The 23,202-nt window shown below is 32.1% G+C and carries 19 protein-coding genes, 2 tRNA genes and 2 rRNA genes (1 of these 23 cut by a window edge); 13 read left to right on the top strand and 10 right to left on the bottom strand.

What is annotated here, in order from left to right; all coding sequences use genetic code 11:
• The 5 genes from CW733_RS16365 to CW733_RS16345 form a co-directional block, all read right to left on the bottom strand.
• Nucleotides 1–1,338, bottom strand: a 23S ribosomal RNA gene (locus CW733_RS16365); it reaches 1,483 nt to the left of the window's first position.
• A 157-nt stretch (nt 1,339–1,495) separates the two neighbouring features.
• Nucleotides 1,496–1,569 (bottom strand) — tRNA-Ala (locus CW733_RS16360).
• An 83-nt stretch (nt 1,570–1,652) separates the two neighbouring features.
• Nucleotides 1,653–1,726 (bottom strand) — tRNA-Ile (locus CW733_RS16355).
• An 81-nt stretch (nt 1,727–1,807) separates the two neighbouring features.
• Nucleotides 1,808–3,328: ribosomal RNA gene (locus CW733_RS16350) — 16S ribosomal RNA — on the bottom strand.
• Together the 16S and 23S rRNA genes with 2 tRNA genes alongside form the textbook arrangement of a ribosomal RNA operon.
• Nucleotides 3,329–4,217: 889 nt before the next feature.
• Nucleotides 4,218–6,188 carry a putative porin gene (locus CW733_RS16345; RefSeq protein WP_100998587.1) on the bottom strand — a complete coding sequence of 657 codons (1,971 nt, stop codon included), beginning with the start codon at nt 6,186–6,188 and terminating at the stop codon, nt 4,218–4,220.
• A 210-nt stretch (nt 6,189–6,398) separates the two neighbouring features.
• Here CW733_RS16345 and CW733_RS16340 point away from each other — a divergent pair, with 210 nt between their 5' ends.
• The 4 genes from CW733_RS16340 to CW733_RS16325 all read left to right on the top strand — a co-directional run bounded on the left by CW733_RS16340 (nt 6,399) and on the right by CW733_RS16325 (nt 13,091).
• On the top strand, nt 6,399–6,998 hold the full coding sequence (locus tag CW733_RS16340) for a ribonuclease HII (protein ID WP_100998585.1): 600 nt from the start codon (nt 6,399–6,401) through the stop codon (nt 6,996–6,998).
• Between the two features lie 32 nt (nt 6,999–7,030).
• A complete protein-coding gene (locus CW733_RS16335; protein WP_100998583.1) occupies nt 7,031–9,469 on the top strand; it encodes a ribonuclease HII in 2,439 nt (812 codons plus the stop codon).
• A 153-nt stretch (nt 9,470–9,622) separates the two neighbouring features.
• Nucleotides 9,623–10,267, top strand: a complete 645-nt coding sequence (locus CW733_RS16330; protein ID WP_100998581.1) for a hypothetical protein — start codon at nt 9,623–9,625, stop codon at nt 10,265–10,267.
• 73 nt (nt 10,268–10,340) lie between these two features.
• On the top strand, nt 10,341–13,091 hold the full coding sequence (locus tag CW733_RS16325) for a CHAT domain-containing protein (RefSeq protein WP_100998579.1): 2,751 nt from the start codon (nt 10,341–10,343) through the stop codon (nt 13,089–13,091).
• Here the strand turns inward: CW733_RS16325 and CW733_RS16320 are convergent.
• Nucleotides 13,088–13,816, bottom strand: coding sequence for a tetratricopeptide repeat protein (locus tag CW733_RS16320; protein ID WP_100998577.1), 729 nt, complete (start codon nt 13,814–13,816; stop codon nt 13,088–13,090). The genes CW733_RS16325 and CW733_RS16320 overlap by 4 nt on opposite strands.
• A complete protein-coding gene (locus CW733_RS16315) occupies nt 13,816–14,382 on the bottom strand; it encodes an RNA polymerase sigma factor (protein WP_100998575.1) in 567 nt (188 codons plus the stop codon). The genes CW733_RS16320 and CW733_RS16315 overlap by 1 nt, the downstream gene beginning before the upstream one ends.
• Nucleotides 14,383–14,512: 130 nt before the next feature.
• On the opposite strand from CW733_RS16315, the gene CW733_RS16485 reads away from it, so the two are divergent.
• From CW733_RS16485 to CW733_RS16280, 8 genes are all read left to right on the top strand, one after another.
• On the top strand, nt 14,513–14,686 hold the full coding sequence (locus CW733_RS16485) for a hypothetical protein (RefSeq protein WP_157811599.1): 174 nt from the start codon (nt 14,513–14,515) through the stop codon (nt 14,684–14,686).
• 100 nt (nt 14,687–14,786) lie between these two features.
• Nucleotides 14,787–15,617 (top strand): DUF4412 domain-containing protein, encoded by an 831-nt coding sequence (locus CW733_RS16310; RefSeq protein ID WP_100998573.1) that lies wholly within the window; start codon nt 14,787–14,789, stop codon nt 15,615–15,617.
• 202 nt (nt 15,618–15,819) lie between these two features.
• Nucleotides 15,820–16,389 carry a hypothetical protein gene (locus CW733_RS16305; protein ID WP_100998571.1) on the top strand — a complete coding sequence of 190 codons (570 nt, stop codon included), beginning with the start codon at nt 15,820–15,822 and terminating at the stop codon, nt 16,387–16,389.
• A 113-nt stretch (nt 16,390–16,502) separates the two neighbouring features.
• On the top strand, nt 16,503–17,552 hold the full coding sequence (locus CW733_RS16300; RefSeq protein WP_100998569.1) for a nucleoid-associated protein: 1,050 nt from the start codon (nt 16,503–16,505) through the stop codon (nt 17,550–17,552).
• A 12-nt stretch (nt 17,553–17,564) separates the two neighbouring features.
• On the top strand, nt 17,565–18,275 hold the full coding sequence (locus tag CW733_RS16295; protein ID WP_100998567.1) for an AAA family ATPase: 711 nt from the start codon (nt 17,565–17,567) through the stop codon (nt 18,273–18,275).
• A gap of 158 nt (nt 18,276–18,433) precedes the next feature.
• Nucleotides 18,434–18,658 carry a hypothetical protein gene (locus CW733_RS16290; RefSeq protein WP_100998565.1) on the top strand — a complete coding sequence of 75 codons (225 nt, stop codon included), beginning with the start codon at nt 18,434–18,436 and terminating at the stop codon, nt 18,656–18,658.
• 112 nt (nt 18,659–18,770) lie between these two features.
• Nucleotides 18,771–19,016: a hypothetical protein gene (locus CW733_RS16285; RefSeq protein ID WP_198520088.1), complete on the top strand. Its 246-nt coding sequence runs from the start codon at nt 18,771–18,773 to the stop codon at nt 19,014–19,016.
• Between the two features lie 141 nt (nt 19,017–19,157).
• The gene (locus tag CW733_RS16280) at nt 19,158–19,799 is read left to right on the top strand and encodes a hypothetical protein (RefSeq protein WP_100998563.1); all 642 of its coding nucleotides are present in this window, start codon (nt 19,158–19,160) and stop codon (nt 19,797–19,799) included.
• 67 nt (nt 19,800–19,866) lie between these two features.
• On the opposite strand, the gene CW733_RS16275 is transcribed toward CW733_RS16280, so the two are convergent.
• The 3 genes from CW733_RS16275 to CW733_RS16265 all read right to left on the bottom strand — a co-directional run bounded on the left by CW733_RS16275 (nt 19,867) and on the right by CW733_RS16265 (nt 21,385).
• Complete coding sequence (locus CW733_RS16275) at nt 19,867–20,433, bottom strand: hypothetical protein (RefSeq protein WP_100998561.1); 567 nt, start codon at nt 20,431–20,433, stop codon at nt 19,867–19,869.
• Nucleotides 20,434–20,435: 2 nt separating this feature from the next.
• Nucleotides 20,436–21,140, bottom strand: coding sequence for a lipoyl(octanoyl) transferase LipB (gene lipB / locus CW733_RS16270; RefSeq protein WP_100998559.1), 705 nt, complete (start codon nt 21,138–21,140; stop codon nt 20,436–20,438).
• Between the two features lie 86 nt (nt 21,141–21,226).
• On the bottom strand, nt 21,227–21,385 hold the full coding sequence (locus CW733_RS16265) for a YqaE/Pmp3 family membrane protein (protein WP_100998557.1): 159 nt from the start codon (nt 21,383–21,385) through the stop codon (nt 21,227–21,229).
• A gap of 122 nt (nt 21,386–21,507) precedes the next feature.
• Between CW733_RS16265 and lysS the strand changes: the two genes are divergently transcribed.
• Nucleotides 21,508–23,199, top strand: coding sequence for a lysine--tRNA ligase (gene lysS, locus CW733_RS16260; RefSeq protein WP_100998556.1), 1,692 nt, complete (start codon nt 21,508–21,510; stop codon nt 23,197–23,199).
• The last annotated feature ends 3 nt before the right edge of the window (nt 23,200–23,202 follow it).

Raw genomic sequence — 23,202 nt, 5'->3', positions numbered from 1 at the left:
TAGCTGAGGAAACCTTAGTCTTTCGGAGTGCGGGTTTCTCGCCCGCATTATCGTTACTTATGCCTACATTTTCTTTTGTAGCTACTCCAGCATGCCTCACAGCACACCTTCAACGCCACTACAATGCTCCCCTACCACTTTTACAAGTCCATAGCTTCGGTAATATGTTTATGCCCGATTATTATCCATGCCGAACCGCTCGACTAGTGAGCTGTTACGCACTCTTTAAATGAATGGCTGCTTCCAAGCCAACATCCTAGCTGTCAAAGCAGTTCAACCTCGTTTATTCAACTTAACATATATTTTGGGACCTTAGCTGATGGTCTGGGTTCTTTCCCTCTCGGACATGGACCTTAGCACCCATGCCCTCACTGCTGATTAACATTTTATAGCATTCGGAGTTTGTCAGGAATTGGTAGGCGGTGAAGCCCCCGCATCCAATCAGTAGCTCTACCTCTATAAAACTATAAATCAACGCTGCACCTAAATGCATTTCGGGGAGTACGAGCTATTTCCGAGTTTGATTGGCCTTTCACCCCTACCCACAGGTCATCCGAACACTTTTCAACGTATATCGGTTCGGGCCTCCACTGTATGTTACTACAGCTTCACCCTGCCCATGGGTAGATCACACGGTTTCGCGTCTACCACTACTAACTAAAGCGCCCTATTCAGACTCGCTTTCGCTACGGATCCGTGACTTAATCACTTAACCTTGCTAGCAACGGTAACTCGTAGGCTCATTATGCAAAAGGCACGCCGTCACCCCAAAGGGCTCCGACCGCTTGTAAGCGTATGGTTTCAGGATCTATTTCACTCCCTTATTCAGGGTTCTTTTCACCTTTCCCTCACGGTACTAGTTCACTATCGGTCTCTCAGGAGTATTTAGCCTTATCGGATGGTCCCGACTGATTCATACAGGATTACTCGTGTCCCGCACTACTCAGGATACTGCTATCTTACTGCTCTTTACTTATACGGGACTATCACCCTCTATGGTTAGTTTTTCCAAACTATTCTAATTCATTACAGCTCAAATATCGCAGTCCTACAACCCCAGTAATGCCTTAACATTACTGGTTTGGGCTAATCCGCGTTCGCTCGCCACTACTAACGGAATCACTATTGTTTTCTTCTCCTCCGGGTACTTAGATGTTTCAGTTCTCCGGGTTTGCTCACCTTACGGTGTAACATGTCTTCAACATGCTGGGTTGCCCCATTCGGATATCTACGGATCAATTTGTATGTGCCAATCCCCGTAGCTTTTCGCAGCTTATCACGTCCTTCATCGCCTCTGAGAGCCAAGGCATTCCCCATACGCTCTTATTTAGCTTATTGTACTATTTGCTTTTTTAATGAGTTACATTACTAATAGTCGCTCGTGGCTAACTATTAGTATTTAATATTATTGTCATTGAGACGAATCTCAAATCTTTAATTTCATGTATCTTTTTTCAATATGTCAATGAACGTTTTTCAGTCTAAAACTGAATTGTGGAGAATATCGGAGTCGAACCGATGACCTCCTGCGTGCAAGGCAGGCGCTCTAGCCAGCTGAGCTAATCCCCCAATTATAAATTCCGAATATTGCATTCAGAATTTTATTATTTAGAATTGACAACTTCTAGAATTTCCTTTATTATAGTAGTTAGTAGTCTCAGGCAGACTCGAACTGCCGACCTCTACATTATCAGTGTAGCGCTCTAACCAGCTGAGCTATGAGACTCTACTATAAGTTTTATTTAAATTAACAGCAGGAGAATAAACAATTTTTTCCATATAAATATTCTTGGTCGTCTTTCTCTAGAAAGGAGGTGTTCCAGCCGCACCTTCCGGTACGGCTACCTTGTTACGACTTAGCCCTAGTTACCGATTTTACCCTAGGCCGCTCCTTACGGTGACGGACTTCAGGCACTCCCAGCTTCCATGGCTTGACGGGCGGTGTGTACAAGGCCCGGGAACGTATTCACCGCATCATGGCTGATATGCGATTACTAGCGATTCCAGCTTCACGGAGTCGAGTTGCAGACTCCGATCCGAACTGTGATAGGGTTTGAAGATTCGCTCCTGGTCGCCCAGTGGCTGCTCTCTGTCCCTACCATTGTAGCACGTGTGTAGCCCAGGACGTAAGGGCCGTGATGATTTGACGTCATCCCCACCTTCCTCACAGTTTGCACTGGCAGTCTTGTTAGAGTTCCCGACATGACTCGCTGGCAACTAACAACAGGGGTTGCGCTCGTTATAGGACTTAACCTGACACCTCACGGCACGAGCTGACGACAACCATGCAGCACCTTGTAATGTGTCCGAAGAAAAAACTATCTCTAGTCCTGTCACACTACATTTAAGCCCTGGTAAGGTTCCTCGCGTATCATCGAATTAAACCACATGCTCCACCGCTTGTGCGGGCCCCCGTCAATTCCTTTGAGTTTCATTCTTGCGAACGTACTCCCCAGGTGGGTCACTTATCACTTTCGCTTAGCCACTCAAACCGAAGTTCGAACAGCTAGTGACCATCGTTTACGGCGTGGACTACCAGGGTATCTAATCCTGTTCGCTCCCCACGCTTTCGTCCATCAGTGTCAGTTGATTATTAGTAATCTGCCTTCGCAATTGGTATTCTATGTAATATCTATGCATTTCACCGCTACACTACATATTCTAACTACTTCATAATAACTCAAGATAACCAGTATCAAAGGCAATTCTACAGTTGAGCTGCAGGATTTCACCTCTGACTTAATTATCCACCTACGGACCCTTTAAACCCAATGATTCCGGATAACGCTTGGATCCTCCGTATTACCGCGGCTGCTGGCACGGAGTTAGCCGATCCTTATTCTTACAGTACCGTCAAGCTCTCTACTCGAGAGAGTGTTTCTTCCTGTATAAAAGCAGTTTACAACCCATAGGGCAGTCATCCTGCACGCGGCATGGCTGGATCAGAGTTGCCTCCATTGTCCAATATTCCTCACTGCTGCCTCCCGTAGGAGTCTGGTCCGTGTCTCAGTACCAGTGTGGGGGATCCCCCTCTCAGGGCCCCTATCTATCGTAGCCATGGTGTGCCGTTACCACACCATCTAGCTAATAGAACGCATAGTCATCTTATACCGTAATCTTTAATGATATCTTGATGCCAAGTCATCATACTATAAGGCATTAATCTTCGTTTCCAAAGGCTATTCCTTAGTATAAGGTAGATTCTATACGCGTTACGCACCCGTGCGCCGGTCGTCAGCAAAAGCAAGCTTCTCTGTTACCCCTCGACTTGCATGTGTTAAGCCTGCCGCTAGCGTTCATCCTGAGCCAGGATCAAACTCTTCATCGTTAAATTTTTAAGTGTTTCCACTAATATGCTTAACAACCAAAGAAATTAAATTAGTACTCGAATGGTTTATTCTCTTGTTTGTTTACAACCGTTTCCAGTTATAAACTTACGCTGTCAATTCAATATGTTTATGAACTTGTATTCTTATTTTTAATTTGCTAAATAAGTAAATTACTTAGCGGGCTGCAAATGTAAAACCCTTTTTGTTTCTGTGCAATGTTTTTTTTGTTTTTCTTTTAAAAAATATTAAAGCTTTAACACTCTAAAAAAACACTGAATTTCACTGAACTTTTTTGCTCTAAATTTTGACGTTTTAAGCGGCTGCAAATATACAAACCTTTTTTAATATAAAAAGCTTTTTTTGAAGTTTTTTATATTTTTATTTTTCGTCTTGTTTAGGAACTTCGCTTTTTACCTTATCGTTTTGACTGCGGCGCTAAGCGGCTGCAAATGTACAACCGTTTTTTACTTACACAAGCTTTATTTTAATGTTTTTTAGTTTTAATTTTTGGAATGCGTTTTAAAGTCTTCTAATCAGTTAGTTGTAGTGCTATTTTTTTTGCTGTATTTTTATCTTGATTGTCCTTATTATATATACCCTATTTCACTCTTATAAAATCCTTTTACGCTACTAGGTGTTTAACACCTTATTATTTGTTTCGTTTTATTGTTTTTATCTTCTAGTACTTGAGAATGATCATATAATTATTTTTGTAATGTACAGATGAACGAATAGAATTATAACCGCATATATTTTGGAGTACTAAACATTGGGATTAAACGTGCCAATAGCTATTTACCCGCGTTAGGGATTGAGGTTTTGTTGAAGCTCCTCGCAGAGAGCGACTGCCGAAAGCCCGACCTGAAAGGTAACGCCCAATAAATTCTATTAAAGGAAGAAATTCCAAACTAAGCCAAAACGCACTTTGAAATCTCTAAATGGTGTATTGGGTGCTGAAAAATAATCATGACCAGTGAAGGCTGCGTTAAAGTGTTCGGCTTTTATGTAGATTCTTGTTTGACGAATTTTTGCGTTTACGAAAAAATCTAATCTTGGAAAACCTCCATACTCTTGTTCATTCTGCGTGTAAAACTCTGCTAAGACTGGATCATAGCCATTCATGCTATACGCGGTGAAGTAATTGAATGTGATACCGGTTTGGAGGTACATTGCTTTTTTAAACAAATGATTAGAATAATATAACGTGTTACGTGTTATTATTTCTGGCACGTTAAAAACCTGGTTTTCGTCTTTTACGTTTTGATACATTACTGTATTATTAAGCGCAAAGTTTCTGTATTTTATTTCTTTATTTGCTTTTAGCCTAAGGTAGGTTATTGATTTGTCGTTTTGAAATGGCTTTACAAGCTTTGTTGTTTCGTCTAATCCAAAATAAACATAATCGTTTATTGTTGTTAAATCTAAGGAAATGTTGGCGATTTTTTGAGATTTAATATTAAAGGATAACTGTTGAGTTTTTACCGTATTAAATTCATTTTTCCAATTGTAGTTAATATAATCACTTTGATATAATTGCGTGTTATAATTGGGAGCTGAAGTATTATGATTGATTTGAGCTGAGGCGCTTAAATCGTTGTTTAATTTATAGGATGCCGATGCTTTTAAAAAACTCCCTCCAAAGTCTCCAGATACGTTGACTCCTAATTCTCCTTGAAAATTGAAGCCCTTAATTTGCTTATTATACTTTCCTCCTAGGGCCAGAATATCTCCTTTTAGCCTATTGGTTATTGTGCTTCCGTCTAAGACAACCAGTTTATCATAACCATAGTTATAGTTTGTATGACTTGCGTTGAACTGCACGTTTCCTATAATATTATTCGAATAATTTAATTGTAATTGATTACTCAATTCTTCTAAAGAGAATTGATCTCTAAGGTTTTCCGTTTTAAAACTAGATCCGAAAATATCGTTTTGAATATCTTGCTCGAAGAGATAGTTTTTGTCTTTTAAAGACATGATGTGTGTAACGTTTAAATTGTTACTTGTTAAAGAATCTGACTTACTAATTACATTATATTTATGGTTTATATAAAACCTTTTTCCTCTTAATGTGCTTTCTGCATCTTCAAAGTTTACTTCTAACACTGCTCTATCATCAAAATCTTTTTCTCCAGATTCGAAAAAAGTTACACTTTCATCTGTTAAACCTCCATTCTCTTCATTAAAAAGGTCTTGAGATACAAAATGCAAGTTTGCTACATACTTTTTGTTTTTAGTTTTATAGCTTGTGGTTAATCTAAAATTACCTGTACTTGTTAAAATATGTTGGTAATTACCTAAAGAACGCATGCCTTTGTAGGCTATAGAAAAATTAAACTGCTTTGATGTATTAACCGTAAAAAGAGCATCTAACAATTGGCCTTGTTCGAAAGCCGATTTATACATTAACTCTGTTAAAGGTGTTGGGACATGATAATAGTAAATATCCTCAATTTCCATGTAATTGAAATGCCTTGCCTTTGCTCCAAATTCTGGCATTAATGAGATGCTTTGAAAATCTTCACTTAATGTATTATATGTTTGCCCAATATTAGAGAAAGGCATTAAATTAAATTCGTCTTTTCTAAGGTAATTGTATTTGTATTCTTTTTGGATTGTAAGTGTAGTATCTACATAAGTAGTATCGTTTTTATGAGATATAATTAGGTAGTCGGTAATTTTCGCTTCTATCTTCTTTTTACTTGTGTTTTTGGAAGCTCCTCTGGAAAGACTATCACTATTTTTAGTATTAGAAAAACTCTTTGAAGTCTTATCTATTCTCCCTGGTTTTGGTTCTGTTTGAGCATAGCTTATGCTAACGAAACATATTAAAAAAAGTGTAAAAATTATTTTATTCATTAAATGATATCTATTTTTAACCTTGCAATACAATGAGGAGGTTAAAATTTAAAGTTTTGCCAAAAATATGAAATATCTCAATCTGTTTGGTAAATAAACATAGAAACGCTTAAGTATATTAAAGAAACTTGAAAATGAATGATAATATTACAATTAATTATACTGTTTTTTGTTAAGAATATTATAAATGAACTTGTTTAAACTTTTAAAATGCTAAAATTAAAATTTTCGAAATTCAAACTAGAATGTGGAACTGACGAAGCTGGCAGAGGTTGCCTTGCTGGACCTGTTACTGCTGCTGCAGTAATTTTACCCAAAAACTTTAAGAACAAAATTCTTAATGACTCTAAGCAACTTTCTGAAACTAAACGCGATTTCTTGAAACCTATTATAGAAGATAAAGCCGTTTCGTTTGCGTTCACTCATGTTTTTGAAGAAGAGATTGATGAAATAAACATCCTTAATGCTTCAATTTTAGCTATGCAACGTTCAATATTAAAATTAGATCCTACTCCTGAATTTATAATTGTTGATGGTAATAGGTTTAAACCTTTAAATGATATTCCATTTGAGACTATAATAAAAGGAGATAGTAAATATTCCAGTATTGCAGCTGCTTCGGTATTAGCAAAAACATATCGCGATGCATACATGTGTAAAATCCATGAAGAATTCCCAATGTATAATTGGAAAAAAAACAAAGGTTACCCAACTAAAGAACATAGAGAAGCTATTAGAAAACATGGTGCTACTAAATACCACAGAAAAAGCTTTAGACTTTTACCCGAACAATTAAAATTAGAATTGTAATTTTGAATGTGCAAAAATCCCTTAATTATATAATGAAGCGTATTTATCTAATATTAATCCTATTAACTTTATTATTTAGCTGTAATAGTAACAGCTTTAAAAAAGCATCTATTTACGATTTTGTTCCTGATGATGCTTCAATTATTGTGACTATAAACGATACTGAAAGTTTAGAAACCAATATTAATAATAACGCCTTTATTAATGGCATTATGCCTTCTTCAGCCTATAAAAGTATTTCAAAAAAACTAAATTACTTAGAGCATATAAACACCGAAAACCCAGTTGTACTTTCTTTTTTAAAAGATAAGAACGACAGCCTTCAGTTTACAATTTCTACAAAGCAAGTTGACAATCTTTTCTCTGTAGATTCTTTACCTAATTATAAAATTGAATCTTTACAGATTGCAAATAAACCTGCACAAAAAATAACGCTTAATAACGAAATACTGTATACTACTTTTAAAGACAGTATTGCTATTGCAGCTTCTAATAAAACACTTTTAGAAACTGTTTTAACTAAAAAGAGTAAAAATGAAGAACGCCAGAAAATTATTAATACTATAAACAACGACAATACCGTTTCGATAATTTTAGGTAACACGAATGATAATTTAATACAATCCTTTTTCAATTCGGAAGCTCTTCCTTTTAAAGACTTTAGTGATTACACTTCTATTGATGCCGTTATTTCTCAAGACGAAATACTTTTTAATGGAATTACCAAAGCATTAGATTCCTCTAAAAAGTTAATTAATATTTTTAAAAACACAGTTCCGCAGGAAAACGAATTAGCTAAAATTACTCCAAATAATTCTGATGGTTTTTTGAGCTTCACTTTTAATGATTTTAAGTCCTTTAAAAGTAATTTAGATACTTTCAATAAAAAAGAGGATAGCACAACAACTACTAACTTATTCGATAATATTATTGAAATTGGCACAATATATACAGGAGAAAACCAAGCCATTGTTTTAAACTCTATTGATGTTATTTCTACTAAAGACAATCTTGTTAGCGAACACAATGAGGTGGAGAACTTTAGACAAGTTCCTATTTACGATTTTAGTAAACCTGAATTATTTGAAACCACTTTCTATCCTTTAATAAATTATAGCGAAGCTAAATACTATTGTACAATAGATCAGTTTTTTATTTTTGCAAAAAACACAGAAACGCTAGAAAACATTATTGCCAATTACTTAAACAAAACAACTTTAAGCAGTCGCGATTATTATAAGAATATAACCAAAGACCTTAGTAACGAATCTTCAATCTTGCAAATTTTAAGTAATGACAAGCTTAAAGATTTACTAGATTTAAATTTAGACACTCATTTAGAAAGTACTTTTAAAGATTATAAAATTTCGGCATTGCAATTTGTTTACGATACACATTACGCACACCTTCATGGTGCTATTAAAAAGAACAAAGTAAAAATTGAACCTAATGCTGTTACAGAATTATTAAATATTAGCCTAGATGCAGATTTGTTAAACAATCCACAATTTGTAACCAACCATAGAACAAAACAAAAAGAGATTATAGTTCAAGATATAAATAACAAGTTGTATTTAATTTCGAATATTGGCAACATACTGTGGAAGAAACAACTTAATGGTCCTGTTCTAGGTAAGATAGAACAACTAGATATTTACAAAAATGGAAGATTACAATTCGTGTTTGCTACACCAAACCGCGTTTATTTACTAGATAGAACAGGAAGAGATGTTACTGGCTATCCTCTAAAGTTTAATGATAAAATTACACAACCTCTTTCTGTTTTTGATTACGATAAAAGGAAAAACTATCGTCTTTTTGTAACACAAGGTAAGAATGTGTTGCTATACGATGCCAAAGGAAAAACGGTTAAGGGTTTTAAATTTTCTTCGGCCAAGAATACAATTAACCATCAGCCGCAACATATTAGAATAGGCAACAAGGACTACATACTTATTAAAACAGATAAGAAACTTAATATTCTAAATAGAAGAGGGCAAACTAGAATAAAACTAGATTCTAATTTAGAGCTATCTAACGAACCTGTTTTTAGCTATAACAGCACCTTTACAACTACAACTGCAGATGGCAAAATAATTAGTATCGACCAGAAAGGAAAGGTTAACACTAAACCATATAATTTAACAGAAAACCATCATTTAGCGGCTACCACTAAGACTTTAGCTTCTCAAAACGAAAATATTCTTAACATAAAAAGTGAAACATTAGAGTTAGATTTAGGTAATTACTCTCCTGTAAAGATATTTTATATAAAGGATAAAATCTATATTTCTGTAACCGATTTACAATCGCAAAAAGTACTACTATTTGATAGCCAAGCAAAACTTATCGAAAATTTTCCTGTGTATGGAAATTCATCTATAGAATTAGATAATATTGACAGAGATAAGTCTTTAGAGTTTGTTACTAAAGGTAATAGTAATAGTATTTTATTGTACGAGATTAATTAACCACTATTTACCAACTATATAAAACAACCTACCTAAAAAACACACAATCAGGCTATTCACACAATTTTAGTTATTTTTCATATTAAAAATGTTAACTTTAATACTTCCTATATTATAAACTAACTACAAAACAACTTTTAAACATTAAAAACCATGAAAAAACGTTATGTAGTATTAGCAGTATTATCCTTTATTTTTTTTACCAATGTAAGTTGTGATGAAGATGATACCCTTAACCCAGAACAAGAACCTGAACAAGTAGAATTTACAACTACCAATTATATTTACGAAGGCGACTTACGTATATATTATTTAGAAACAAAAAACACAGAGTTAGAATTGCAAATAGTAGCTTGGCAGCAAATTCCAGATAGCGATCCTGGTTATAATGATGCGCAAGCAAGCATAGTAGAAGCCAGTGCCCAAATAGTAAATAACGAAGAAGAAGCTAACTCTATTGTTAGTCCTGAAAACGCATTTTTTATTATAAATCCTGTTATTCCTCCTCTTCCTGCTCCATTGCCTTGTTTATGTTTAGACATATATAATACTGTTAGTAATATTGTTTTGCAACCTGGAACAGACCAAATGAGTTTAACTATTACCACTGTTGCAGATCAAAGTACTTTAATAAACACAAATGCTAATTCGCAAATAAGCACAATAGCAAATACTAATGGTTTAGGTAGATATCAAACTTTTGAATTATCTCAAAGCGATTTCACTGGTGAGGCTATGATTACAGTACAAACAGAAAATGGCAGCTATTCGTTTCTAAGCAATTTTCAGGATCTATAAGAATAATCAACTGTATATTAATAACTTAAATATTTGTAAATTAGTCTTCAATTCGTTTTGAAGACTTTTTTTTATGAGAATTAATTTGCTTATTTTATTTCTTTTATTTTCAATAAATCAAACTATTGGTCAAAATACTAATGATTCTATTTATGAGAATAAGATGTATGCTCTATATACAAAAGCATATAAACATGTGTATTCTAACAAAGATTCTGCATACCACTATTTTAATAAAATAAATTTCGAAGCAACAAAAAAAAATGATTTCGAATCTTTAATAAATAGCTTGAACGCTTTTAACAAAAGTGCAGCCCATTTTTACGATTTAGATAAAATGAAAGTCAATTTCATACAACTGGATTCAATTCTAATAAAAAATAAAAAAGCATTAAACGAAACAGAAAACGCTTTATTCTACACCAATTCTATAAACCAAGATAAGGGTATCTATTACTTTATAATAAATGATTATGCCAAATCTAGAAAAGCATTTAAAAAGATAATTAATACTACCAAAAATTTAAAAACCGAAGAATTGAATTCGTATCATACCGAGCTATTAACAAGTGCATATAGCTTTGTAGCTAAAACGTATTTTAATGACGGGAAATATGATTTAGCAAAAGAGTATTATAAAAAAAGCATAGAAATACTTGAACTAAAAAAAGCAGATGATATTAAAAGAATAAATAGAACATACAGCTTACTAGCCGAAGTTTTAAAAAGCCAAAAAAAATATACTTTATCTAATCAATACTTTAAAAAATCTCTTAAACATAATCTAGAAAACAATGGGAGTTCTAGTAGTATTATAACCGAAGCAAACCATTTATTAGAAAATTATTTAAACACAAAACAATTAGATAGTGCTGATTATTATCTAAAGACAATAAAAAATAATTTAGTAGAAAATCATCCGAGATGGCATGTTTTTCACAAAGCAAAAGCTAAAATTCTGCAAGCTAAAAACAACTATCCAGAAGCAGAAATAGAATTACAAACTGCTTTAAAACTTATAAAGCAAAAATGGAAAAACCTACCACATAATGATATTGCCGAAGCGTACAATGAAATTGGCTTACTGCATACAAAATTTAATAACCCAGATAAAGCTTTAGAAAATTACAATTTAGCATTGCAGCAATTTTCTAGAAACGAAAACCCATCAACAATAAACCAAACTTCAGTTTTAAAAATTTTAAAAAACAAAGCACAAATTTTAAATGTACTGGCTAATAACTCCGAAAGCATTACAATTGCAAATCAAGCAATACAAACTTTAGATATTTTAAAACCTAGCTTTAAAAATAACACAGATAAACTCTTTTTAATGGAAGAGGCTTTTCCTGTTTTCGAGTCTGGATTAGAAGCATCTTACAATTTGTATAAAAAAACAAAACAAGATTCACTTATAGACAAAGCTTTCTTTTATGCCGAAAAAAGCAAATCTGTATTATTACTAGAAGCTATTATAAGTACTAAAGCAACTACATTTGCTAATATACCAAAAGAGATTATTGAGCAAGAGCAAGTATTAAAATCGAAAATAAACAATACCGAAAAACAAATTAATCAAACTAAAGTCGATGCTTTACAAGATTCATTATTTCAATTAAAAAACGAGTATAGAGAACTTATAACTACTATTGAAACTAATTATAAAAATTATTATGATTTAAAATACAACTCGCAAGTAGTCTCTATACCCAACTTCCAAAAACTATTAAAACCAAAAGATATTTTACTATCCTATTTTTATGGCAACAATGCTATTTACACAATTGCAATTACCAAAAACTCTAAAACAATACAGCAATTTAAAATCGATACAGATTTTAATAACGAGATTATTACAATCTACCAAATGCTTAACAACCCAAAGTCTAATCTTAGGGTTTTAAACAACAAAACACATAATCTCTATAAGAAATTAGTAGCGCCAAGTTTAGAAAATATTAAACAAAAAAATATTATTATAATTGCAGACGGATTACTTAATTACATTCCGTTTTCTGGCTTAAATACAAATTTAGATAAAACTAAATATTTGGTAGAAGATTACGCAATTAGCTATGCAAATTCGGCAACACTATTAAAACAACTTACAGAAAAAAAAGGTGTAAATAATAAAGTTCTAGCCTTTGCTCCTAGTTTTAGCAACACAGCCTCTTCCCTATTACCTTTACCAAATAACGAAACTGAAGCGACAGCAATTTTAAATTACTTTACAGGAAAATCATTAATAAACAACCAGTCTACACTAGAAAATTTCAATACAGAAAGCAATAAGTACGGAATCCTACATTTTGCAACTCATGCAGTTTTAAATGATGAAACTCCAGAATATTCGTATTTAGCATTTCAACCAAATAAAGCAAACAACAACTTATTATATGTAAGCGATTTGTATAACTTAAACCTCAATTCTAATTTAGTAACCTTAAGTGCATGCGAAAGTGGTATAGGAAGTCTAAAACGTGGTGAGGGTTTTTTGAGCCTTGCTCGTGGATTTTACTTTAGTGGAGCAGCAAGTATCTCAAGTACTTTATGGAAAATAAATGATGCGTCGTCCTTAAACATTATGGATAGTTTTTACAAAAACCTATCTAAAAAGGAAACTAAAAATTCTGCTTTACAAAAAGCACAATTAGCATTTTTAAATACAAACAGGCAAAATGCTTTAGTACATCCTTATTATTGGTCTGGCTTTGTTATTTCTGGAAACACTTCAGTTTTAAACACTACCAACTATTGGCTCTGGATTGGATTAACAGTTGTGCTACTTTTACTTCTACTCCTATATATAAAGCGAAAAAATTAATGTAGCTCTTTTAGTAAAACTTCTGCTTTAGATTTATTATAATCGAAATTCTCAAGTAAAATTCTAAGCTGTTTTATTGCTGCTATTTTATCTTTTTGTTTAATAGCTACTAATGCCAAATACCAATGAGACTCTGCTACAAACATTTTGTTGTAAGCAACTGTCTTTTTAAATAAGTCCTTTGCTTTTTCAGAATCATTATTATTTAAATAAGATAACGCTACATAAAAATCTTGATATCCTTTTTGTTCCGCTACTGGAATGGTATTAAAATTTAAAATTGCATTATCATAATCTTGAGCTTCGTAAGCAACAAATGCTTTTCGCTCATACGAATCTACAGTATCACTTCGTGTAATAGTAAACTCTGTGTTTGGATAATTATTAAAATTAGCGTTATAAATATTATTGTAGTCTACCCCAAAAAGAGCATTATAACCAAACCAGCCAGCTCCTATAAACAAAACTATTGATGCGGCTATTCGCCAATTAAATTGGGGCTTAGTAGTTCTAGGTTCTTTTACGGAAATTTCAGCTTCAAAAACTTTTAATTTTTCTTTTAACTCGGTAGTGTTGTTTTGTTTTATAGCCTGTTTTAAATTATTTTCAAATTCAAAATCGGCTTTAAACTCAGCGTCTGTTTCTATGCGTTTGTTAAAATCTATTAGTTCGTTTTCAGTCAAACTATTAGAAAAGTAGCGATATAGTAGGTCTTCGTTAGTCATTATATGTTGCTATTAATACGTGCTTTAAGGGTCTTCATACAACGTGATTTTGCACTTTTAATCACATTTTCATTATTATAATTGCCGTGTTCTAAAATATCTTTTATGGTAAATCCTCGATAATAAAATAGGTTTAACAATTCTTGACACTGTTTTCCTAAACTCGAAAAATGTTTACGCAATAATTCTTGTTCATGAGTTAATGTTTGTTCTTCAATTTCTATAGTGTCTAAAATTTCATCTGCATCTCTAACAATAGCCAAATCAAAATTAGGACCCGCTTTTTTGCTATTCTTTTTCATTTTATCGAAAATTAAATACTTTCCAACACTAAATAAATAGGTAGAAACACTACTTGTCATTGTTTCAATTTTACCAGACATTACATTATTATAAAAAATAACATAAGCATCTTGGTAAACGTCGACCACATCATCTTGCGGTAGATTATAGCGTCTTGCAAAATTTATAAACTTCTCTCTATTGTCTTCATACACTTTTCTAAGTGTTTGCTGAGATCCATGTTTTAAATCTTCCAGAATATTGTTTTCCTGTTGGTTTATCATTTAATGGCAGAACTGATTAATAGGTTAACACCTTCAAAGCTAAATTAAGTTTTTTCCAATAAAAAAATCAATTCTGTTAACCTTTTCTTTCTTAACACATTAAGTAGAAAACAACTTAATACTATTAATTATGAAACTATTAAAATTACTGTTAGCACTACTAGCCTATGCTTTTGCAATAATTATAATAGCTCAAGAAAAGGAAACAGTCTCTTTAATAGTTAAAAAAGACAATTTGTTAAGCATACAAACCAAGGTATTAATTAGCAATTATGAGGAAACCTTAGAAGATAGTGCCAATTAAAAACCTATAGATTATTTAGATCTTTTAGAAAAAGTAGATTTATCTGAAGCACAAAAAAACTGAATACAAAACAATCACAATAATCCATAAATATTTTAAAATGAAAACCTTAAAAGCACTATTAATCATTATTACTATTTGTTTTAGCACAAATACTGAAGCACAAATTTGGAAGAAACTTGCAAAGAAAGCCGAAAAAGCAGTAGAAAAAACCTTAGAAAAGAAAGTTGAAGATAAAACAGAACGTGAAACAGACAAGGCCTTTGATTCCACTTTTAATAATTCTAAAAAGAATAAGAAAGAAGCAAAGAATAAAAATGAAAACATATTTGGGGTGTCCAATGCAATTCCTGCTAATACATATCAATTTAGCCATAAATATGTAATGCAAATAGACAATGGTAAAAAACCAGTTAATATTGCTTATTACTTAAATAATGATCACAATTTTTTAGGTTTCGAAATTCCGGACGCAAGAAACAAAACCATTACTGTTATGGACTTAAAAGAAAATGTTCTATTTATGTTTATGGATAATAATGGTGATAAAACACTAATGTCTATGAATCTAAATATAGGAGAACTTACAGATGAAGCTATAGCAGAAACCGAATATCCTGTAGTGGCAACTGGAAATACCAAAAGTATATTAGGCTATCCATGTAAAGAATATGCCGTTAAAGGAAAGGACATGCATGGCAAAGTTTGGATTACAGAAAGCGCTGGCGTTTCTTTTGCTAAAACTTTTTATAAAACAAAACAGAAAAAAGGAATAGACCAAAGTTGGATGTCTATGATAAATGGATTACCAATGGAAACAATAATGACAGACACCTCTAAAAGAAAGGCAAAAACCACAACAATGAAGTGCGTTTCGCTTAAAGTGGAAAATTTTGCTATTGCTACTTCAGGCTACAAAAAACTAATGTAAATAATTATAGATTTACAAAAAACACCATACACTTAAAACTTACTCCCTTATAATTAACAGATAGTATTTTGTTTTTAGGTTAGTTTGTTTAAGAGCCGAAGCTAACGCTTCGGCTTTTTTTTATTCTACATGTTAACCTTTAAATATAGCAACCCATTAAGTAATAAATAAACTATTAATCACCTTTTAAAAATTTAAAATTATGAAAACAATTAAATCAACAATCTCAAAAACAAAGTATGTAGTCTTAGCTTTAATAGTCGCTTTTAGCTTCTCGTGTTCTACAGAAGATGGAACTGCAGGGCCACAAGGCGAACAAGGAATAACTGGAGCAAATGGTGCAGATGGCACAGATGGAAATGCAAATGTAGAAGTGCTAACATTCGATATGTCTGCAGCTTCTGGAAGCTTTGACGATGTAACTGTTCCAGAACTAACTCAAGATGTAATAGATAACGATGTAGTATTAGGTTATATTAAACGAGGTGCAAATTGGCACCCATTACCTGCCGTTCAAGACATTATACCTTTTAGTGTATCTGTAACTATAGGTGTTGGTTTTTACGCCTTAGATTATGTAGATGGTGGAGACGGAAGCTCGCACAGCATTAGTGCTGGTGATATTGATACTCTTAAGATTGTAATTATAGAATCTACTAGTACAAGTAAAACCAGTAATGGCAAACAACAAATTTACAATACGCTAAATCAAGCAGGAATTGATATTAACGATTTCAATGCAGTAACCAATTATTATAATATTTCAAAATAATTAACAAGCCTGTTTTTATTAAAAAACCGAAGCAAAGTCTTCGGTTTTTTTATTCCTTTTTTCTGCTGAAATGTTTACTATTGTAATTAGAAATATAAACTTCCATTTTTAAGATGATTACACGTAAATCCGCAACAATTTCAAAATTTATAATTCACAAAGTTGGTAACAAACATAACGATACAAAAAATGCTTTTTCCGATAAAGAAGTACATTTTGATGAAGACAGTTACGAACTTATGCTACCTTTTTTACTAAGACCTTTTGGTTCTGTAGTACAAAGTTACCGTTTTAACCATCATGCAAATGTGGAGTTAAATGAAATTAATGCCTATGCTAAAAACATCTTTAACGATGATGATGCATTTGTAGAAGCCTCAAAAAATATTGTAAAGCATTTGTACGAACAAAGTAACTCTGCACAAATAAAAACTGGCGATGTTTTGGTTGCTGTTTTCGAAGGCATAGAATACAAAGAAATGGTAACCAATGCTATTGGTATTTTTAAAATTGAAAATAAGATAGATTTCTTTCAAACCTATTTAGAAAATAACAGTTACGATGTTTTAGTACAAAAAGGAATTAGTTCTAAAAAAGTAGATAAAGGATGTTTAATTCTAAATCAAACAGATATGGAAGGCAACATTATTTTAACTGTAGATAATAATAGTTACGATGCGCAATATTGGTTAGATAAGTTTTTAAATATAAAATATGCAGACGATAGTAACAATCACACACACAACTATCTCGATATGTGTAGTGAATTTTCTACCGAAATTTTAAAAACCAGCTATGGTGAACAAGAGCGAAACATCTTTTTAGCAAAAACAATCGACTATTTTAAAGAAAACGAAATTATAAATATAGAACGTTTTAAAGAAGAGATTTTTACAGACGAAAAGCACATTCAGCAATTTGAAGATTTTAAAAAAGAATACGAAGGAGAATTAAATGTTGTACTACGTAACCAATTTGATCTTGCTGAAGCTGTTGTAAAAAAGGACAAAAAGAAAATTAAAACCGATATTAAATTAGACACAAATATCCAGATAAAACTAGATATCGATGCACCAGATGCTGCACAAGAATATTTAGAACGTGGTTATGACGAAGAAAAGAAAATGCACTTTTATAAAGTGTTTTTTAATGCGGAAGCCTAATTAATAAATAAAATGGGAATTTCTAATTTAGTAATTAACAATGAAGTCAAAGTTGAATTAAAGGATATTCAATTTAGTGAAGAAAACAAAACTGCTTTAACAACCTTGTTAAAAGAGTTTTCTCATATAGAAGCATTAGGGAAATATAATTTATCTGTAGATAATAAAATATTGCTTTATGGACATACTGGTTGTGGTAAAACAACAACCGCAAAAGCCATTGCAAAACATTTAAACAAGAAAATTTATACTATAGACCTAAGTACTATTGTTTCGGCTAGATTAGGAGAAACTTCAAAAAATGTTTCAGCAGTATTTAAAAAAGCAGCTTTAGGAAAAGCTATTTTATTTATAGATGAGTTCGATTATTTAGGAGCATCTAGAAGTGATAACAAAAAAGATTCTGCCGAAATGCAACGCTTGGTGAATAGTACTATTCAACTTATAGATCACTATCCCAACGATGCACTTTTAATTGCTGCCACAAATTATAGTAAAACTATAGATTCTGCATTATTAAGGCGTTTTCAATTAAAATTAAAATTCGAATTACCAACACAAATTGAACTAGACACCTATTACACTTCTTTATTAAAAGACTTCCCAAAAGAGTTTCATAAATTTAATCGTCTTTATAGCATATCCTTTGCAGAAGCTAAAACGGTTTTACATCAAGCAATAAAAAAACAGATAATTAACAAGGAAGAACAAAAACCTGAGTAACCTATAAAGCACGAAGGCATACAAAACGTATTACTTCGTAATCTATTTCTTCTTAATGAAGGATAATTCTCTAATATTAGATTGATGGACAGTTAGAGAACTTGGCTTTATCAAAAAAATAGTCGAACTTCGAAATTAAACTGTAATATATTATAATTATGAAATTAAACTTATTGTCTTGCGATGCTCAAAGACCAGATAGAAGAGCTATAGCTAAATGTATTGCAGAGGTTTCTTCTAACATAAACGACTCGTTAGCGAACGAACTTATGGATATACTATTAGAAGGAGATGCTGTAGACATAGAAGTAGCAGATAAAAATTCTGGCTCTGCTTTAAGAGCTTTGAGAAAATTAAGTATTGACTACGAGATTATAGAATAAAAGCTATTAGCCAGATTTTATTATTTAAAAAACTGACTTAATAATAAGGACAGGCTTTTTTAAATTTAATATATATAATCTAGCTTAGTATTATCACCGAAAACATTAAAAAATGACTTTAATAGATTTTATTATTGGTGCTTTGTTAGTAAATGCAATGCCGCATTTAATTTTCGGGCTTACCAAAACTCATTTTCTAGGGCTATTTGGATATAGTCCAAAAGGCAATATTTCCTATGCTATTCTTCAATTTATTATATGCCTAATACTAGTATACTTTAATTATGAATTTAAAGAACTATTGGAAAACGGCTATTTAGTTGGAGGCATTGCTGTACTTGTACTTTATTTTTGGTAAAATCTTAGTTAAATTTTATGGAAAAGAAGAAAAAGGCCTTCCAAAAACATAGAACCATAAATATTGCTAATAAGTTATCACCTACAAATTAGTATTATTATACTAATGCTAAAGAACATTCAAACATCTTTATTTTAACTCTTGATAAAAAACACTTTAATATTATTTCTATTTCTCATATCTATTAATATTCAAGCTCAAGCTTATTTTACTTCAAAAGTATTATTATTAAACGGAGAAACTATTGAAGGCAGCACTACATTACCTAAAAACAAGATTACTGAAACCTCTATAAAAGTAAAATATACTGGAAGCAAAATCGCTACTAGTATTAAGAGTGACGATATCTACCAAATTTTATATACTATTAATGGTAATAAATATTTTTTTGAAAGAAATAATATGGGAATAACCACCAAGCCATTTAAAAAACAAAGAACTTCTACTTATTTTGGCAAAGAATGGTTTATGGTAATCTTTAGCAATACTTTAATTAAGGTCTATATTAGTACACAGTCTTATTATGTAAACATAAAAGGAGAACTAGCAACTCACAGCTACGAAGGAAGAAATATTGTTTTTGGCACAAGTTATTTGTTAAAAAAAACAAATAAAATAGCACCCACAGTAATTAGCATGCATGATTTAAGTAATTCTAAATTTAGAAAATGGGCTTCGCTATATTTCAGAAAAAACCCAGCATTAGTTGAAAGAATTAAAAATAAAGAGTTTAAAAAATTTCAAGTCGATTTGCTTGCTCAGGCCTATACTTCTTATCAATAATTTTATTAAAAAATTCTGTTTTAAAAAGTATTATAAAAGCAAAACCTAGAAGTACTCTTTTTATTTATTATTTCAAAAAATAATCTCGTAAGCCAATCGCTTTGCGTTTTAAAAAAGTAGCAAAAGAATGATGTTCTGCTTTTAAATCTGTAGTAAAGTCAACATCATTTTCCGTTTTAAAATAGAAGAATAAATTTCTTATAGTTAATGCTAACGTAAAAAGCATGATTAACAAATTCCTATAAAATCTTACATCAGTATCATATACCACTGCATTGTTTAATTCAATTCTAAAAGGATCTTCTTGTTGCTCTCCAACTCCTAAGTACAATACAAGATCTTGACCAATAGCATTAGGATTTAATAATGTTTCCCAATGATTTTTGTAAATATCTGAAACATAATATTCATGCAATTGCCTATCACTAAGGTTTAAAATCAAGCGTTTTCTAGCGGCATTTTTAAAACCATAATCTCTAGAACGACCATCGTCTTTATTTTCTATTTTCGCTGAAGAAAGTATTCCTGAAACTTTATTAAAATCGCTTTTTTTAAGAGAGAAATCTGGAAGAATATGGTAACCAACTATAAAAATTAAAACAGCATTGAGTATGTATAATTTAAAGTCTTTCAACTTTAATTATTTATAAATTCTGCTTCAAAAAGAGTCGTGAAATGCTTTAGTAGTTTGCTTTTAACTTCAGCTTCATCAACCTCCTTCTTACCTAATTCTACATTAAGCGATGTCACTGCTTTTCCACGAATACCACAAGGAATAATATTATCAAAATATCCTAAATCGGCATTTACATTTAATGCAAAACCATGCATCGTTACCCAACGACTAGCACGAACGCCAAGTGCACAAATCTTTCTAGCAAACGGTGTTCCAACATCAAGCCAAACTCCTGTTTCTCCTGGAGAACGCTCAGCTTTTAGGCCGTATTCTTCTAGTGTAAGTATTATCATTTCTTCAAGAAAACGAAGATACTTATGGATATCTGTAAAAAAATTATCTAAATCCAAAATAGGATAACCTACAATTTGTCCAGGACCATGATACGTAATATCTCCTCCTCTGTTTATTTTATAAAAAGTGGCTCCTTTTTGCGTAAGTTGTTTCTCATCTAACAATAAATTAGACACATCTCCACTTTTACCTAAAGTATAAACATGTGGATGTTCTACAAACAAAAAATAATTGCTCGTTTCTAAACCAGCATCTTCTCTTCTGTTTTTAATTTTGGTTTCTAAAACACCTTTAAATAATTCCTCTTGGTAATCCCAAGTGTCTTTAAAATCTTTAGAACCTAAATCTTGAAGTTTGATTTTTTTATTCATAGACTACAAAATTACGGTTTTATAGTTTCAGTTAACAATTATCAATTAACATTTAACACTGATAATTGGTAAATGATTATTGAACATTATTTCTCAGGGTTATTTAATATCACTAAAGCAGCAATAACACCAGGAACCCAACCGCAAAGCCATAATAAAAAAGTGATTACTATTGAGCCACAGCCTTTATCTAAGACTGCTAAAGGTGGACAAATAATTGACAGGATAACTCTCCAAATACTCATAATGTGATTTAATTTTTAAACTGAACATTGTCCAGTGATGATTGATGGTTTAATTATAGGACGCAAACTATTGCGTTTTGTTACAAAGCCATTATCTTTGTCGGCTTAAACAAAATTATATTATGTCACAATTATCAGAGCAAGAGCTCGTACGAAGAGAAAAGCTAGCAAAGCTTCGCGATTTGGGTATAAACCCTTATCCTGCCGATTTATTTCCAGTTTCTGAAACATCGAAAAAGATAAAACAGGACTTTAAGGAAGGCAAACAGGTTGTTATTGCTGGGAGATTGATGGCAATTAATATTCAAGGAAAAGCTTCTTTTGCACAGTTACAAGATGCTGAAGGACGCATACAACTTTACTTTAACAGAGATGAAATTTGTACTGGTGAAGACAAAGAATTGTACAATACTGTATTTAAAAAACTATTAGATTTAGGAGATATTATTGGTGTAGAAGGCGAGTTATTTACCACTCAAGTTGGTGAAAAAACCGTTATGGTAAAAAACTTTAAAATGCTAAGTAAAGCATTAAAGCCATTACCTATTCCAAAACAAAAAGATGGAAAAACTTACGATGCTTTTACAGACCCAGAAATGCGTTACAGACAACGTTATGCAGATTTAGCTGTAAATCCACAGGTAAAAGAAGTATTTATTAAGCGTACAAAGTTATTTAACGCGATGCGTAATTTCTTTAACGACTCAGGATATTTTGAAGTCGAAACGCCAATATTACAACCAATTCCTGGAGGTGCAGCAGCACGTCCTTTTATGACGCATCATAACAGTTTAGACATTCCATTATATATGAGAATTGCTAACGAATTATACCTAAAACGTTTAATTGTTGGTGGTTTTGATGGTGTTTACGAGTTTTCTAAAAACTTTAGAAATGAAGGAATGGATAGAACCCATAATCCAGAATTTACAGCAATGGAAATTTATGTAGCTTATAAAGACTACAATTGGATGATGGATTTCTGTGAGAAATTGTTGGAGCATTGTGCCATAGCAGTAAATGGAACTAGCGAAGCTACTTTTGGAGAACACAAAATAAATTTTAAAGCGCCTTACAAACGTATTACAATGGCAGATTCTATAAAGGAATTTACCGGTTTTGATATTTACGGAAAAACTGAAGCTGAAATTTTTGATGCTGCAAAAGGCATGGGAATTGATGTGGATGGAACTATGGGTAAAGGAAAGTTAATAGATGAAATTTTTGGCGAAAAATGTGAAGGTAATTACATACAACCAACATTTATTACAGATTACCCAAAAGAGATGAGTCCTTTATGTAAAGAGCATAGAGATAATCCAGAATTAACAGAGCGTTTTGAGCTTATGGTTTGTGGTAAAGAAATAGCTAATGCATATTCTGAACTTAACGACCCAATAGACCAACGCGAGCGTTTTGAGCACCAATTAAAATTGGCTCAAAAAGGAGACGACGAAGCTACAGAGTTTATAGATGAAGATTTTTTACGCGCTTTAGAATACGGTATGCCTCCAACATCTGGAATGGGAATTGGTATGGACAGGTTAATTATGTTTTTAACAAATAACCAATCTATACAAGAAGTTTTATTCTTTCCTCAAATGAGACCAGAGAAAAAAGCGGTTCCGATGAATGAAGAGGAAAAAGCAGTTTTCGAAATCTTAAAGAAAAACTCACCTATTGACTTGAACGACTTAAAAAGTCAATCTGGTTTAAGTAATAAAAAATGGGATAAAACCGTAAAAGGATTAACTAAACTTGGTGTTGCTAAAGTTAGCAAAACCGATGATGGTTTGTTTGTTGAAATAGTTTAACAA

The sequence above is a fragment of the Lacinutrix sp. Bg11-31 genome (assembly GCF_002831665.1).
Taxonomy (GTDB): Bacteria; Bacteroidota; Bacteroidia; order Flavobacteriales; family Flavobacteriaceae; genus Lacinutrix.
The sequence above is the reverse complement of the archived record's forward strand: the minus strand, read 5'-3'. Positions and strand labels throughout refer to the sequence as shown.